The 16,486-nt window shown below is 41.8% G+C and carries 13 protein-coding genes and 2 pseudogenes; 6 read left to right on the forward strand and 9 right to left on the reverse strand.

Annotated elements, in window-relative coordinates:
- Position 1 precedes the first annotated feature (1 nt).
- The 6 genes from obgE to cdaA all read right to left on the reverse strand — a co-directional run bounded on the left by obgE (position 2) and on the right by cdaA (position 6,461).
- On the reverse strand, positions 2-1,312 hold the full coding sequence (obgE, locus tag MFP28_RS07700) for a GTPase ObgE (protein ID WP_002906917.1): 1,311 nt from the start codon (positions 1,310-1,312) through the stop codon (positions 2-4).
- Between the two features lie 50 nt (positions 1,313-1,362).
- Positions 1,363-1,491, reverse strand: coding sequence for a DUF4044 domain-containing protein (locus MFP28_RS07705; RefSeq protein WP_002895969.1), 129 nt, complete (start codon positions 1,489-1,491; stop codon positions 1,363-1,365).
- A gap of 117 nt (positions 1,492-1,608) precedes the next feature.
- Positions 1,609-3,348 carry an Ig-like domain-containing protein gene (locus MFP28_RS07710; RefSeq protein ID WP_002897885.1) on the reverse strand — a complete coding sequence of 580 codons (1,740 nt, stop codon included), beginning with the start codon at positions 3,346-3,348 and terminating at the stop codon, positions 1,609-1,611.
- A gap of 65 nt (positions 3,349-3,413) precedes the next feature.
- Entirely contained in the window at positions 3,414-4,766 is a 1,353-nt protein-coding gene (glmM, locus tag MFP28_RS07715; protein ID WP_002895974.1) for a phosphoglucosamine mutase, read from the reverse strand.
- A gap of 94 nt (positions 4,767-4,860) precedes the next feature.
- A complete protein-coding gene (locus MFP28_RS07720) occupies positions 4,861-5,625 on the reverse strand; it encodes a CdaR family protein (protein ID WP_002906918.1) in 765 nt (254 codons plus the stop codon).
- Positions 5,613-6,461 (reverse strand): diadenylate cyclase CdaA, encoded by an 849-nt coding sequence (gene cdaA, locus MFP28_RS07725; RefSeq protein ID WP_002902726.1) that lies wholly within the window; start codon positions 6,459-6,461, stop codon positions 5,613-5,615. The genes MFP28_RS07720 and cdaA overlap by 13 nt, the downstream gene beginning before the upstream one ends.
- Positions 6,462-6,693: 232 nt before the next feature.
- On the opposite strand from cdaA, the gene murT reads away from it, so the two are divergent.
- The 3 genes from murT to MFP28_RS07740 are packed head-to-tail and all read left to right on the forward strand — an operon-like array spanning position 6,694 to position 9,098.
- Positions 6,694-8,037 carry a lipid II isoglutaminyl synthase subunit MurT gene (gene murT, locus MFP28_RS07730; RefSeq protein WP_002906919.1) on the forward strand — a complete coding sequence of 448 codons (1,344 nt, stop codon included), beginning with the start codon at positions 6,694-6,696 and terminating at the stop codon, positions 8,035-8,037.
- The gene (gene gatD / locus MFP28_RS07735) at positions 8,037-8,822 is read left to right on the forward strand and encodes a lipid II isoglutaminyl synthase subunit GatD (protein WP_002906920.1); all 786 of its coding nucleotides are present in this window, start codon (positions 8,037-8,039) and stop codon (positions 8,820-8,822) included. Before murT ends, gatD begins: the two co-directional genes overlap by 1 nt.
- A gap of 18 nt (positions 8,823-8,840) precedes the next feature.
- Positions 8,841-9,098, forward strand: coding sequence for a LapA family protein (locus MFP28_RS07740; RefSeq protein ID WP_002895980.1), 258 nt, complete (start codon positions 8,841-8,843; stop codon positions 9,096-9,098).
- A 111-nt stretch (positions 9,099-9,209) separates the two neighbouring features.
- Here the strand turns inward: MFP28_RS07740 and MFP28_RS07745 are convergent, their stop codons facing one another.
- Positions 9,210-9,776 carry a TetR/AcrR family transcriptional regulator gene (locus MFP28_RS07745; RefSeq protein WP_002906921.1) on the reverse strand — a complete coding sequence of 189 codons (567 nt, stop codon included), beginning with the start codon at positions 9,774-9,776 and terminating at the stop codon, positions 9,210-9,212.
- Positions 9,777-10,181: 405 nt separating this feature from the next.
- On the opposite strand from MFP28_RS07745, the gene MFP28_RS07750 reads away from it, so the two are divergent.
- The 3 genes and pseudogenes from MFP28_RS07750 to MFP28_RS07760 form a co-directional block, all read left to right on the forward strand.
- Entirely contained in the window at positions 10,182-11,963 is a 1,782-nt protein-coding gene (locus MFP28_RS07750; RefSeq protein ID WP_032915992.1) for a serine hydrolase domain-containing protein, read from the forward strand.
- Positions 11,964-12,214: 251 nt separating this feature from the next.
- Complete coding sequence (locus tag MFP28_RS07755; protein WP_032916270.1) at positions 12,215-13,993, forward strand: serine hydrolase domain-containing protein; 1,779 nt, start codon at positions 12,215-12,217, stop codon at positions 13,991-13,993.
- Between the two features lie 71 nt (positions 13,994-14,064).
- Positions 14,065-14,190 (forward strand): annotated as a pseudogene (locus MFP28_RS07760) (aminopeptidase); the annotation flags it as partial.
- A gap of 58 nt (positions 14,191-14,248) precedes the next feature.
- Here the strand turns inward: MFP28_RS07760 and MFP28_RS07765 are convergent.
- Together MFP28_RS07765 and MFP28_RS07770 are read right to left on the reverse strand one after the other, a co-directional pair.
- Positions 14,249-14,434 (reverse strand): annotated as a pseudogene (locus tag MFP28_RS07765) (MFS transporter); the annotation flags it as partial.
- A gap of 399 nt (positions 14,435-14,833) precedes the next feature.
- Complete coding sequence (locus tag MFP28_RS07770) at positions 14,834-16,477, reverse strand: DUF2971 domain-containing protein (RefSeq protein ID WP_002906925.1); 1,644 nt, start codon at positions 16,475-16,477, stop codon at positions 14,834-14,836.
- Between the last annotated feature and the right edge of the window lie 9 nt (positions 16,478-16,486).

Consider the following 16,486-nt stretch of genomic DNA (forward strand, 5'->3'; position numbering starts at 1 on the left):
CTTAGTCAACGAATTCAAACTCAAACTTGCCGATGCGAACCAAATCCCCATCCTTGGCTCCGCGATCACGAAGGGCTTCATCAACGCCCATACCACGCAGCTGACGGGCAAATTTCATGACTGCCTCATCGCGGTCAAAGTTAGTCATATTAAAAAGTTTCTCAAGTTTATCACCAGACAGCACCCAAGTCGCATCATCATCACGAGAAATTTCAAAGGCTGGTGCTTCTTCGTCAAAGCCATAGTAAGCTTCTTCTTCCATTTCAGACTCATCATAAAGCAAGAACTCTGGTGTCTTATCCAGTAACTCTGCAGTCGCATCCAAGAGAGTCGCAAGTCCTTGCTTAGTCAGACTGGAAATTGGGAAGATTTGTGGCAGCTCCGCAAACTCATCATAATTAGCCGCTAATTTCTCTTTGAATACCTTGAGATTTTCAGCACTATCTGGCATATCCATCTTGTTAGCAACAATAATCTGCGGGCGCTCCATAAGACGAAGATTATAGGATTCCAACTCTTTATTGATAGCTAGATAGTCCTCATAAGGATCACGCCCCTCACTAGCTGACATATCGATGACATGCAGGATGACCCGTGTCCGCTCAATATGACGGAGAAACTGAGTTCCCAGTCCGACCCCTTGGCTGGCTCCCTCAATCAAACCTGGTAGATCTGCTACTGCAAAGGACTCTCCAGAGTGAGTACGAACCATTCCTAGATTGGGCACGATTGTCGTAAAATGATAGGCACCAATCTTAGGCTTAGCTGCTGTGATAACACTAAGCAGAGTGGATTTTCCGACAGATGGGAAGCCAACCAGACCAACATCTGCTAGGACCTTAAGCTCAAGCAGAAGCTCCCGTTCTTGACCTGGTTCTCCGTTCTCAGAAATCTCTGGAGCAGGATTTTTAGGCGTTGCAAAGCGGATATTTCCACGACCACCTCGGCCACCACGCGCTACGATAAATTCTTGGCCATTTTCTACCAAGTCCGTCAGCACCTTGCCCGTCTCAGCATCACGAACCGTCGTCCCCTGCGGTACACGAACAATCAAGTCCTCAGCTCCACGGCCATGCATACCCTTGGTCATACCCTTTTCACCAGACTGAGCCTTGAAGTGGCGATTGTAGCGAAAATCCATCAGGGTGCGCAGGCCCTCGTCTACAACAAAAACAACATTGCCGCCACGACCGCCATCACCGCCCCAAGGACCGCCATTAGGAACATATTTTTCACGGCGAAAGGCCACCATGCCATCGCCACCATTGCCAGCCTTAACTTGAATCTTGGCCGTATCTAAAAACATACTCATTTTTTCTATTCTCTTTTTCTAGTCTAAAAAAACGCCCTGAAGCGTTTGGATTAAAAGATTGCGCTGAGAGCGGAAGCAAAGATAGCTCCAACTGTCACGATGAGCATGATAATCACGACCAGCATCGTCAATTTTTCAAATCCTGTTTTTTTGCGTTGTCCGTTATCTCCAAAAGCCACGATAACACCTCTATCCTTTAAAAATTACTAGGTCTATTCTAACATGATTGCTCCGTTTTTTCAAATGGAAAAGTATGCAAAAAGGCTTTAAGAGAAAACTCTTAAAACCTTTGAATCTTATCTAGTCTTTTTTTGAAGAAAGACATAACTTCCAAAGCCAACTAAGATTGCCAAACCTGCAACTGACAGCCAAAGTGTAGTTTCTTGACCAGTCTTAGGCAGAACTTTTTTGTTGCCTCCTGCAGCACCCGGATCATTGGTACCATTGTTTGAATTGTTATTTCCATTCCCTGGATTGTCTGTTCCACCCTTTGGATTGTCGGAACTGTTACCAGGGGTATTGTTACCATTGCCTGGAGTGTTATTTGGATTATTGTTTGGATTATTATTTGGGTTGTTGTTTGGATTGTTGTTATTGCCAGGAGTTGGCGGCTGAACTGACTTGCCTGGATCATTACCTCTATAAGTATTTGTAAAGACTGGATCCAAGTCATACTTGACAGAGCCCAAAAGCTCACCATTAACATCTGTTACAGTAACTGTCAGCTGTGCTTCCTTGTCATCATAGACGTAGTTAGGATCGTTTCCTGGGATTTCCTTAATGCTGTAGCGGTAAGTACCAGCAGCACTGTAGTTTAAAGCCTTGAAGTTGATAGAGCCGTCTGCTTCATTGGTAACAGTTTGAAGCAAGTTACCACTTTCGTCAAAGAGACCAAAGGTAAACTGACCTTTTTCTAACTCTTTGTTAACAAGCTTCTTCTGGGCCTTAATCATTACGTCTTTTGCCAACAGAGCGCTTCCTTTACCAGAACCATCTTCTAAGCGGACTGACTTAGTAATAGTACGCTCTGGGAAGCCTTTAGCTGTCCAAGACAAGGTGTTGTTAACCACATCACCTACTTGAACACCATCTGGTACGCGAGTAGAGTACTCGATGTACATTGGCCAGTTGTAGTTATCACCAAAGTTGATGGTAAAGCCATTGGCATCACCATTAGCATTTTGCGTAAGAACCGCCTTGTTAGTGAAGTTATCCAAAACAGGCAGAGTCAGCAAGTGCGCTTCATTGCGGATACCACCTTCTACAGGAGCATAACGAACTGCGCGCAGTGTACCTGGTACCAATGTCAGACCATCGCCAAAGTTGTCTGAAATCACCATGTTACGAAGCATGTCCTGTCTTGCATTCAGGATAATGCGCCATTTGACAATCTTTGGATCGCTACTGTCTTGGTAACCATATTTCATTTCATACTCACCAGCAGTTCCTTCTACCTTTTCGTATTGGAAAGAAAAATCTGTCTGGCCAAATTTGAAGGAAACTGGCCCTGAATTTTGCACCTTGTCGTTATTAACTCGTACATTAAAAGTCAGGGACATTTCTTTTTGTTCGGTGTAGTTAGTAAAGTAATTACTAAAGGTTACTGTAACCGTCTGACTTGCTGGATTCGCTTGAGCTTTTCCGACTACTTCTCCCTTGTGATTGACAACATCAGATACTTGGAAGTTTAAGGGAGTAATCAGGGTTAATTCCTGCGGCAGTGAGAAAGTAAGAGTGTCCCCTTCAGCGATAGTTTGAGATGACGGGAATGTGAAACTAGTTGTTACAGACAGAGTTTCATTGGTCATAACTGTTGAGTCACTTGTTAATGGCACACCATCTTTGGTAATGCTTGTTTGCTGGGTATAATCTGTTACCTCAGCAGCCTGTGTCCTAGCAGCCAAACCAAGACCTGTAACAATGGCCGTTAACAAGATTAAAATTTTAAGAATAAGTGTTTTCTTATTTTTCATCTTATACTCCTTTCGTAGCTTATTATACCAAGAGTATTGCAATTTATCAACATTTTTATTCAAAGTGTTTAAAAATTCATACGAATATAAAAAAACCAAGACATTATGTCTCAGTTTCTTTACATTTATTAGTCTATCCCAATTTCATCTCGAACAACATTGGCAATGGTATCTACATAATAATTTACTTCTTCGTCAGTCGGTGCTTCAGCCATGACCCTCAGCAGAGGCTCTGTTCCGCTCGGACGAACCAAAATTCGGCCATTGCCAGCCATTTCGGCTTCCATTCTCTCAATCACCGTCTTGATAGCTGGAACTTCCATCGCCTTATCCTTCATGCTGTTTTCCACACGGATATTGACTAGTTTCTGCGGATAGATGGTTACTTCAGCGGCCAATTCGGATAGTTTCTTACCTGTTTCCTGCATGACCTTGGTCAATTGCACAGCTGACAGCTGTCCATCACCTGTCGTATTATAGTCCATAATGATAACATGTCCAGACTGCTCACCACCTAGATTATAGCCATTCTTGCGCATTTCCTCTACAACATAGCGGTCACCGACTGCGGTCACAGCCTTTTGAATACCTTCACGCTCCAAAGCCTTATGGAAGCCTAGGTTAGACATGACGGTCGTAACAATGGTATTCTGTGCCAGCTCGCCTTTTTCAGACAGGTACTTACCGATGATGTACATAATCTTGTCACCATCTACCAGTTCGCCATTTTCATCCACAGCAATCAAGCGATCGCTATCTCCATCAAAGGCCAGACCAATCGCTGCACCAGACTCACGGACAACCTCCTGCAGAGCTTCTGGATGCGTAGAGCCGACATTTAGATTGATATTGAGGCCGTCTGGATTTTCTCCGATAATGGTCAACTGTGCGCCTAGATCCGCAAAAATCTGACGGGCACTGGTTGAAGCCGCACCGTTGGCCGTATCTAAAGCTACATGCATTCCTTCTAGTTCTAAGCCGGTTGATACCAAGTATTGTTGGTACTTGCGCAGTCCTTCTGGATAATCCACCAAGTCACCCAAACCTTCTGCGCTTGGACGTGGCAGGGTATCTTCTGCTGCGTCCAGCAAAGCTTCGATTTCCAACTCACGCTCATCATCCAGCTTATAGCCGTCACCACCAAAGAATTTGATACCATTATCCAAAGCTGGATTGTGGCTGGCAGAAATCATGACTCCGGCGCTGGCTTTCTCTGACTTGACCAGATAAGCTACACCAGGCGTTGCAATGACACCCAGCTTATAGACATGAATCCCAACGGACAAAAGTCCTGCAACCAAGGCGCTTTCCAGCATTTCTCCTGAAATTCGAGTATCCCGGCCAACAAAGACCCGAGGAACTTCACTTTCGTGCTGGCTCAGAACATAACCACCAAAGCGACCGAGTTTAAAGGCCAATTCCGGCGTTAATTCCACATTTGCTTCTCCGCGAACACCATCGGTTCCAAAGTATTTACCCATTATAAATAGTTTCCTTTCATAAGACCTGGATGTAAAGATTTAGGCTGCAAGCAAGGCAGACTAACTTCATACAAGTTTATTTTCAAAATTTTATTTAGTTTTTATTTGATGAGCTCGTATTTGAGCTGCTGTTAGAGGAGGACGAGCCTGAGCTGTCTGCTGTTTTAGTGTTGACACGCATAGTCGTTTCAAATGGTGTCACCACGCTTGGCATGACATTTCCCTGACCATCCACAGCCTGCAGCGGTGCTGTTCCGCTGTAGTTGCCAGTGATAATGACATTGGTCGGAAGAATAGCTACGACAGACTCTATTTTAGACAGGGTCTCCTCGTCACTTGTTACAGTAGCTTCCTTATTTTCCAAGGTCACACCACTGATAGTCACATTTTCAGCCACCTGGCTGTCTGTGATGAGGTAGCGGACCTCAACCTTCTTGCTGGATTTTTTACCAATCTTAACCGAAATCTTCTGCGGGGTGACTGTAGCAGTCAGACCGCTCGGTAGGTTTTCCACTTTCAGAGGGATTTCTACTGTGCCTTCTGTAGCCTTGGAAAGATCAGCTACAACTCGAAACTTCCGAGTACTTTCCTGCATTTCACTGGCTAGATTGACCCGGTTGGAGCCTGTCAGGGCAACAGAAACTTCAGAAGTAAAGCCGCTGATAAAGTAATTCTCGCTATCATATTTGATGTCAATTGGCACATTGGAAACCGTATTGGTATAAGTTTCAGATGTGACCTGTCGAACTCCAGTATTGTTTTGATAACTGCTAGAGGTTGCATAGACAAACAGGACTAGGGCAAAGAAAAACGAAGAGATGATATAAAGAATTTTTTTACGTTTTTTCATTTCTTCCATCCTCCCATGAAGCGTTTTTTCAAACCTGCTGGCTTGTCCTGCTCTGATAAGAAGACCTTTCTCAGCTCTATCTCAAACTCATCCAAAGTCAGATCATGCTTGAAAATTCCATTGTGCGTAGTGGAAATCCCACCTGTTTCTTCTGAAACAACAAAAGTAAACGCATCGGATACTTCAGACAGGCCAATAGCTGCGCGGTGCCGGGTTCCAAACTCCTTAGAGATGCCGCTGCTTTCTGTCAGAGGCAGGTAGGCACAGGAAGCCGCAATCTTATTGTTTTTTATGATGACAGCTCCATCATGCAATGGCGTATTGGGGATAAAAATGTTGATTAGCAGCTCTCCAGACACATCTGCATCCAAAGGAATCCCTGTTGCAATGTACTCCTGCAAGGTGCGGGTTCCCTGAATGGCCACCAAAGCCCCGATTTTCCGCGGACTCATATAGGCAACAGACTTGACAAAGGCCTGAACCATTTTTTCTTCGTTACTGATGGGCGTTGTAGAAAAAATATCTGTTGCTCGGCCGAGCTTTTCCAATCCTGCCCGAATCTCTGGCGAGAAAATCACCACGGTCGCAATGACACCGTATGTGATGACCTGATTGATCAACCAAGAAATGGTGGTCAAGCCGATGATATTGGCAAAAAACTGTGCCAAGATAAAGAAGAGCACCCCGCGGACCAGAATCATAATCTTGGTACCGGCAATGGCCTTGATTAGATAATATAGAATCCATGCGACGATAGCGACGTCAATAATATTAATTACAATCCTCCAAGGGTCAGAAAACAAACTGGCCCAATATTGGAGATTGGTTAGTTGTTGAAAATTCATACTTAGACTTCCTACTCCTCTACAAGCAAAATCAAACAGCTGTAGCAACAAATCGAACTTATTAAATCTAGTAACAGCCTGATTTTGTCCTGTAGTCAGAGTTTACTCAATTAACTTCTCTCTTTTTATTTTACAGTGGGTCTTAACGCTTAAAGACTTACCAACCCATTATATCACGTTTGTCAATATTTTTCTGTAACCTTCTTTACTTTTTTATGATAAAATATTTCTTATGAAGATAAATACAGCCTTGGGCCTCTTGGCGGGCAAGTCCTCCCACTTTGTTCTCAACAAAATGGGGCGTGGATCGACTCTGCCAGGGAAAGTTGCCCTGACATTTGATAAAAATATTCTACAGAACCTAGCAAAGAACTATGAGGTCGTGGTTATTACCGGAACCAATGGGAAAACTCTGACTACAGCTCTGACAGTAGGCATTCTCAAGGAAGCCTTTGGAGAAGTGGTGACCAATCCCAGCGGTGCCAATATGATCACTGGGATTACGACAACCTTCCTGACTGCTAAAAAAGGCAAATCTGGCAAACATATCGCTGTGCTGGAAATAGATGAAGCCAGCCTATCTCGGATTTGTGATTATATCAAGCCTAGCCTCTTCGTTTTTACCAATATTTTCCGAGACCAAATGGATCGCTATGGCGAGATCTACACGACCTACCAGATGATTCTGGATGCTGCAGCTAAAGTGCCTGAAGCAACTGTACTGATGAATGGTGACAGCCCCCTCTTTAACTCCGTAAGCCTGAAGAATCCTGTACGCTACTATGGATTTGATACCGAGAAAGGCCAAGCTCAGCTGGCTCACTACAATACAGAGGGCATTCTCTGTCCCAAGTGCGAGCATATCCTCAAATACGAGCTCAACACTTATGCCAATCTGGGGGCTTATATCTGTGAGGACTGCGGCTTCAAGCGTCCTAAGCTTGACTACAGCCTGACCGCTCTCAAAACACTTGAGCATAACCGCTCGGCCTTTACCATTGATGGTCAAGACTATCAAATCAATATCGGCGGTCTTTATAATATCTACAATGCCTTGGCCGCTGTATCAGTGGCTCAGTTCTTTGGCGTTGAGCCGGCTACTATCAAGGCTGGCTTTGACAAGAGCCGTGCTGTCTTTGGCCGTCAGGAAACTTTTAAAATCGGCGATAAGGAATGTACCTTAGTCTTGATTAAAAATCCGGTCGGAGCCACCCAAGCTTTAGATATGATTGGACTTGCACCATTTGACTTTAGCTTGTCTGTCTTACTCAATGCCAACTATGCGGACGGCATTGACACCAGCTGGATCTGGGATGCTGACTTTGAGAAGATTTTAGAGATGGAGATTCCTCATGTCATTGCAGGTGGTGTGCGCCACTCTGAGATTGCTCGTCGTTTGCGGGTAACGGGCTATCCAGCAAATCAGATTACTGAAGTCAAAGATTTGGAAGCAGTTTTTAAGACCATTGAGCAGCAAGAAACCAAGCATGCCTATATCTTAGCAACTTATACTGCCATGCTGGAATTCCGCGAGCTACTGGCAGAGCGTCAAGTGGTCAGAAAGGAGATGAACTAATGGTTTACAGATCCCTCACTTCTCCTGAAAACAAGGATTACCGTTACGATATTAAAATTGCCCATCTCTATGGCAATCTCATGAATACCTACGGCGACAACGGCAATGTTCTCATGCTCAAGTATGTGGCTGAAAAGCTAGGTACTAGAGTTGAAGTCGATATCGTCTCTCTAGAAGATGACTTTGACAAGGACAGCTACGACATCGTCTTCTTTGGCGGAGGTCAAGACTATGAGCAAACGATTGTGGCTCGTGACTTGCCGTCTAAAAAAGAAGCTTTGGAAAGTTTTATCAATGAAAATGGCGTTGTGCTAGCTATCTGCGGTGGTTTCCAACTCTTAGGCCAATACTATATAGAAGCTTCTGGCCGACGAATCGAAGGTCTGGGCATCATGGGTCACTATACCCTCAACCAGACCAATAATCGCTATATCGGTGACATCAAGATTCATAACGAAGAATTCGATGAAACCTACTACGGCTTTGAAAATCACCAAGGACGGACTTTCCTCGCTGACGATGAAAAACCTCTGGGCAAAGTCGTCTATGGAAATGGCAACAACCAAGAGGATGGTTGCGAAGGCGTTCATTATAAAAATGTCTTTGGCTCCTACTTTCACGGCCCTATCTTGTCCCGCAATGCGAACTTGGCCTACCGTCTGGTGACCACTGCTCTGAAAAACAAGTATGGCTCAGATATTGAACTGGCGGCTTATGAAGATATCCTAGCCCAAGAAATCCCAGAAGAATATGGAGATATCAAGAGCAAGGCAGAGTTTGAATAGATAAACAGGAGAATCACTATGAAAGAAAAATTGCACTATATCCTGCTTTTAATTACCGTTCTATTAGTTGCTGGTATTTCCTTGGCCAATATGCAGAGTGTCAATGTTAGCTTTATCCTATTTAGCTTCAAACTTCCCTTAATCATATTGATTTTGGTCTCAGTGCTCCTAGGCTCTGTCACGACCTTTCTCATCAGCATGCTAAAAAACTTCTCGCTGAAAAAAGAGCTTAAAAAAACCAAAGAAGCACTTAAAAATTCCCATACAGAAAACTAGGTTGGAAATCACTCCAGCCTAGTTTTTTATGCTTTTTTAACAACGGAAATCGCTGCTCCCCTTTCTAACTAAGAAGTCTTCAGGCCATTCTTGTTTTTTTTGCCATATCCATTACTCCGTCTGGCTTGTCGAATCATCTTTATCACAGGCGAAATAGCCTACAATCTTGAAAAAATAGTCTGTAATGACTTCTGGCCTCTCCGGCTCCTCCTCTTGCAGCCAGTTCCAAATAGCATTACTGTAGCCTCCGATGAGAAAGTGTATCCTAAAAAGCTGCATATCCATCTGCTCCTTAAAAAAGGGCTGAAGCACTGCTGGAGAATGGGCATTCCATGCAGAAATAAAGGAGGAAAAAAGCTGACTCTTAACCAGTCCTCTGAGCTCCTGACGTTTGCTGTACCAAAAACGAAAAAGATAAAGATAAGCTTCATACTGGTTTGGCTTATTCTGCATATCCTCTTCCACACGAAAATACTCCTTCATCAGCTCCTGAAAGTAATAATCTAATAAAGCCCTTTTATTGCGAAAATGGCGATAAAAGGTCCGACGGGAAGTTTGCGAAACCTCTATAATGTCTGTGACCGAGATTTCCGAGAAATCTTGGTTTTGCAGCAAGGTTAATAATCCTTGTTTCAGCATTTCTTTCGTTTCCTGCACCTGCAATTGCTTGCCGTCCATCTTGTCCTCCTTGAATGGTATACAGAAGCAGCCAAAAAGTATCTCTTGTAGGCTAAAGGCCGTTTTCCCTTGAACTTGGCTGCTGGCTTGGTTATAATCTTAGTGTCAATTTGCTCCTAGTATAGCGTATTTTGACTTCGTTTTCAACGAAGACATAGCAGAGGAGATTTTAATACTCAATAAAAACTAAAGAGCAAGCACAGACAGTACCAGAGTACAGCGATACGGCATTAATGTGATTTTAAGTTGTTTTTCGAAGAGAATACAATAGATCCAACAAATCGGATCAGTTCTCCACAAAATTTTCCTTGCTTGAATGGACTTTCTTCTGTAGAAGCTACTAAGCGATCGTTCCTAGTCTGCTGCTTCTGTATCTAAAGCCCGATAGAAATGGAGTATCTCGTAATGAAAAAATTGACCCTATGCTTTATACTAAGTTTCTTAACTCTCAGCCTTCTCTACCCAGCTAGAGCTCTAGCCGAGGAGGGAACAAAGCTGCCATCTGGTATCAGTCGCGACCAAATCAGCCAGAAAATCCAAGACTTTGTCAAGGAGCACGAAAAGACCACTGCTGGTATGGCAACAGCCGTCTTTGACACCAATGGAACTATTTACCAAGACAGTTTTGGCTATATGGATAAGGAAAAAGGTATCAAAGCGGACAAAGATAGCGTATTCGAATGGGGAGCAGTGACTAAACTTACTGTTTGGATTTCTGTTATGCAGCTTTGGGAGGAGGGTAAGATTGACCTCAAAGAAGACATCCGCACCTATCTGCCAGAAGGCTTTCTCAAAAATCTTCGTTTTGAAAAGCCTATCACCATGCTCGATCTGATGAATCATCAGGCAGGCTTTGATACGATTCCCAATTACTTACATGGCGACAAGAATCTAGAAGAAATTTTGACTTTTTACCAGCCGATTCAATCTTTCGAGCCAGGTACGGTCACAGCTAACTCAAATTACGGGACGGGCTTGGCCTCTTATATCGTAGAGCGGATTTCTGGTCAGAGTTTCTCCGATTACGTTCACGAGCATATTTTTGAACCTCTAAAGATGAACAAGACGGCCATTTTACCAGATTTATCCGACAATGCTTTTGTACAGGCTAAGCGCAAGGAAGCAAAGGGATACGATAGCGAAGGCAAGCTCTTAGGAAGCGCTAATTCTGAACTCGGTCTCTACTCCTCTGGCAGAGCTACAGGAACGCTAGAGAATTTAGAAAAGTTTGCTCAAACACTTCTCAAAAAGGAGACCCTTTTCCATCGTCCAGAGACTTGGACGACCCTTTATACTGCTACTTCAACATATCCAGGTACAGATATAGTACGCAATGCTCACGGCTTCTGGGTAAGCAAGTATAATGTTTCTGTTTTAGGTCAAGGAGGACATACGTTCGGATTTTCTAGCAATCTTTTGTTGGACCTTGAGTCAGGAGTTGGCATGATTGTCATGACCAATCAATCCATTGAAGAACGCTATAATCTCTATATGCCGGAATTAGTATTTGGACAGCGAAAAACAGCTAGCGAAGTTACTAAGGATCGATTCAGTCCTGGATATTATCTTTCCTTCAGAATTTTTAATAGTGGTCCCTTGTCTATAGCTAAAATTGTACCTCCATTTATCGATCGACTGAATAGTCCGAATGAAGACTTGTTAAAAGATGAATTTTGGACTATTGACGATAGCAATGGGCAAACTACGCTGTCCTTGACTTCCTCTGACTTTAAGAAGATTTCTGATTCCGAGCTCTTTACAGACTATGCCGTCACAGGCTTAGGACTCCTTGCCAGCCTTTTTGCTCTGGGAAATATCTTGTGTAGTATTTTTAGAGACATTAGTCATCTAATTTGGCACAAGCAGAAAAAAACTCTGCCTCGCTCTTGGAAGGTTTGGAACTACCTGACTTCTCTAGGCATCATGGCTGTTCCGCTTCAACTCCTATTGGTTTTCCAAGCAGTTTTAAAAAATGATTTTAGTGGCGTTAGCTCTTGGCGCTATATGGTCTTTGCTATCTTAGGACTTCTACTGACCCTTGCTGTTCTGCTGCCCATTTTCAAAAAATCATCAGAGAAACTCAGTCGAGGTCATATCTGTCTGACAGTTCTGACTAGCCTATCTGCCCTAGCTGTGATAGCCAATATTCTATATTGGTCTCTCTATCAGTGGTGGGTTTTCCAATAGTTTATACTAAATGCAAACTAAATCAGCGCTAAATTTTCGTACTTCAGTATTGCTTACAGCTAGCTTCCCTGTTTACTCTTTGAATTTCACTGAGTATTAGAAAATAACCAATTATTATCTACATAGAACAGAAAGGAATTTTTATGAGAAAATCAAAACTCCTAATCATTTTAATCATCCTAGTCCTCGGCCTTTTAATCTATTGCTGCAATAGCTAAATCTGAAACATGTCAAAAAGGAGTATGAATATGATGACAAAACGAATGTTTTTATGGCTTCTGGCTATTCTCAGCCTAGGAATTTTCCAACCAATCACTGCATTAGCTGATGAATCACAAAAGCTGCCATCAGGCATAGAGCGCAGCCAAATTGGGCAGAAAATCCAAGACTTTGTCAAGGAGCATGAAAAGACAACAGCCGGTATGACAACGGCAGTCTTTGACAAGAACGGTACGATTTACCATGCCAACTTTGGATATACGGACAAAGAAAAAGGCATCAAAGTGGATGACAAAAGCGTCTTTGAATGGGGTTCTGTGACCAAGTTGACTGTTTGGATCTCAGTCATGCAACTCTGGGAAGAAGGCAAGATAGACCTGGAAACTGAAATAAAAACCTATCTGCCAAAGGACTTTCTCAAAACTCTTCGCTACGACAAGCCTATTACCATGCTGGATCTGATGAATCATCAAGCTGGCTTTGAAGAGTCTGGTGCGGCCATGAACTACAACGACATCAGCATGGAAGAATTCCTAGCAACTAAGCAGCCTGCCCAAATCTTTGAACCTGGTACAAAGACTGCCTATTCAAACTACAGCGCGGCTTTGACCGCTTATATCGTGGAGCAGGTTTCCGGTCAGAGCTTCTCAGACTATGTCTATAAACATATTTTCCAGCCATTGGACATGGATAAGACAGCTATCCTACCAGGCTTTACAGACAATGATTATGTGCGCGAAAAGCGGAAGGAAGACAAAGGCTACAGTACAGAAGGACAGTCTCTTGGAGCATCCAACTTCTACATGGACATCTATCCAGCAGGTCAGGCCGCCGGTACTATGGCAGATTTCCAGAAGTTTGCTCAAGCCCTCCTGAGTCAGGACAAGCTATTTAAGCGGAAGGAAACCTGGACAACTCTTTACACAGCTAGCTCCACCTATCCTGGCACGGATATACCGCTCAACATGCATGGCTTCTGGACCCAAGAGTACGGCACGACTCTTGTCGGCCATGGAGGGAATACCGACGCCTTCTCCTCCAATATTCTGCTTGACTTGAAAAACGGCATCGGTTATGCCGTCATGACCAATCAATCCCAAGAGCAAATCTATAATAGCGAGATGCCCCAGCTGATTTTCGGAGACAAGAAAAAGACTGACAAAACAGCCTTTAAAAATTTTCAGCCTGGCTTTTACCGCAAAGCCCGCTACTTCGAGACTGGACCGATATCAATTACCAGAGGATTTTTATACACCAGCTACGCCCCAAAAAGCGCAGACAATCCTCTCCTCACTCAAGGATATGCAGTCCTTAGCCATGCGAATAACCAAGAGACTATCACAAATGCGGACGGAGATAGCTACAAGATTGCGGACATTGAGATCTACAAAGACTATGCCATGTACGCCTTATTCTTTCTCGGGCTGGTCTATGCTCTTATCAATCTCATCATCAGCGGAGTGGCTGACCTGATTCGTTTGATCAGAAAGACACCTGCCAAGGCTCCAGTAGATTTAAAAATCTGGAATTATCTGACCTCGCTTACTATTCTCGCCGTTGGATTCAATTCTTATCTCATCTTTACTGTTATGACTGTCAGCAAGACTGGTATTATGCAACCTTGGCGCTATATGGTCTTCGCTGGACTGGGAATTTTACTGCTAGCAGGACTCCTCTATCCTTGGGTAACTAAGGCCAAAAGCCGATTAAGCAAGGGACGTCTCTTCCTAACGGTCCTGACCAGCCTAGCTGCCCTCACCATCATAGCCAACATTCTCTATTGGTCGCTTTATCAGTGGTGGGTGCTATAAAGAAGATATTCGCTGCTTTCGAGTGAGCTGTTATCTCACTCGCTACTTCTCTACAAGAAAGGAAAACAAACATGACTCTAACAAATTTTCAAGAAAACCTACGCAAATACGATAAAATTCTAGTTACTTACGGTATCAATGTCCAGCCGGGACAAACGGTTGCTCTCAGTATTGAGGTTGAGCAGGCAGAACTGGCCTGTAGCTTGCTGCCTTTTCCTAAAATATTATACAAACAAACTAGGTTGGAAATCCAGCCTAGTCTTTTTGTATTCTCTTTTGGTAAAGGTAGGAAATCAAAGCCAATCCCATCACTCCAAAACCAATCAGAAGAAAGGAAAGGGTGCGGACACTCGGCAGAAGAGTCATCAGAAAAGTCGCAGGAGGCATGAAAAGAATTGCCAGCGTGTAGATCGTTGAGAAAATGCGGCCTAGTCGCTCTTTCAAAACTATCTTCACCGCCCCTTGTTCGGATTTTATTTTCAGACGAGACTCTTTTCGTCAAAATCTTATCGTCTGAAAATCGGAAAAGGCAAATTCTGCTAAAAGAAATCGTCAGAAAATAGAAAGTTCGGGATTTGCTCTCAGAACAACCGTCAGAAAATCTGACAGAGTCATTTTGCTTCAAAATAGCTTTTCAGAAAATCTGACGGACTGACTTGTCTTTAAAAGAATTTAGATTACATGAAGAATAGTTTATTTTCCTCGAAAAAATCTCAGAACACATGTAAAAGTTCGGGTCTTACTCTCAGGGAAACAATTATTCATGAAGGATTTATCTTTTTGTCACAGAATCAGAGATTTCACATATGGTCCGAGAAATTTCCTGATAGAAACAAACAATTAGCGATACGAAATCTCTGATTGAGTTACTTCAATATTTGGATCAACATACTTGATGTACGGTGCAACAAAGTCAATATCATCACACTTAGGACCTAGTTTAATTTTGGAGTATTTTAATTCTTTGTCAATATAGGCATATAGACCAGGAATGACACTATTAGAACTATCGCTAGTAAAAATTTCATTCTCCTTACCTTCATAAGATTTAATAATCCGATACTCATTTTCATAGCTATAATCTGTCTTTTTAAATAAATAGCGAATATCATCTATTAAATTCAAAGCTGAAGAAAAGTATTTTTGTCTTTCATCACCATCATCCTTTTTAATTTCGCCAAATGCTGATTTTATTTCAGCTATTTCTTTCTCTAAAGAATCTTCTTTAGCATCGTAACAAACCTTATAAATTCCAATCCCATTATTTATATCATCAATTAATTCTTTAATATAATCTGAATGATATGTTAAATTAATTCCCGTCGCATCATCCCCATATTGTTTCCACATAGGAAGACTATCTTCAAGATTTTTATCCTCTCCAGCTTGTGACATTGATGCAAAATAGAATGATGATGTTTCATAATCAGTCTCAGGCAATTCTTTTTTCTCAATTCCTATGAGATCAAGAAATGTATATCCTTCATTTGGATCATTCATCTGTCTCGCATTACTTAGTCGTAATCTAGGGTAAATATTTTTCTTATCCTTCGTATACACTAAATTCTTTAAAGTTTTTAGAGATGTATAGTGAATAAAATTGTCATAATCTTCAATATCAAATCGCAATTTCTCCCTTATGCAGTTCACATTATCTATAATACATTTTAGATTCTTATCAATACAAGAATCTAAATCAGATTCTAATTGGGGATAGATATTACTCTTCAACAACGAAGACAAAAATTTATATACCTTAAAATCTGTGTCTTTAAAGGTTTTATTTTTATATTTATCAACTAAATTATTTAATAAAGCATAGGAATAAATGGTTGCTCTTACTGAGTCGAAAATATTATTCTCAATTTTTTCTAGCTCTTCTCGATGTTTGACAATAGAATTAAAGAAATAATCAGTAAAAGGATAATTTCCAACATTCAGACATTCATCAAGTCCCTTTAGTTTCTTTTCTAGTTTCAATATATCCTTACTATTTGTAACCCCATCATTTCTTAATAGAGCTTTTTTTACACCCTCGTTTTCTTTTATGTCATCAGGTAAGTCTATAACTGTTAAATCTCGAAACACTTTCAAAAAGTTCTCATAGCATCCCGTTCCGAGTCTATATAAATGCTGATAAAAAGAAATATCCTGAGCTAATGAACAATAGTTACAATTTATACCTTCAAAATTATGAGAATCATCGTAATTATAAAAAATTTCATTGCTCATATCACTAAGTATCTGAGTAGAAATCTTCTTTATTCCAAATTCATCAATTTGCACCTCTATTGATGGGTTGTAAATTCTATAATTTCCTAAAAGAGTTTCATTCAAATATTGATCGTAGTAGCATACTGTAAAAGTTAAATAATAGCCATAATCATTCCAATTATCTTGATAAAATACAAAACAATTTGGACGTTTCTGATTTTTTACTGAATTTTTATAATAAGTTTCATTATCCCAAGCAAAATTAATCATAGTTTATAT

Source organism: Streptococcus sanguinis (assembly GCF_050234405.1).
Lineage (GTDB): Bacteria > Bacillota > Bacilli > Lactobacillales > Streptococcaceae > Streptococcus > Streptococcus sanguinis_W.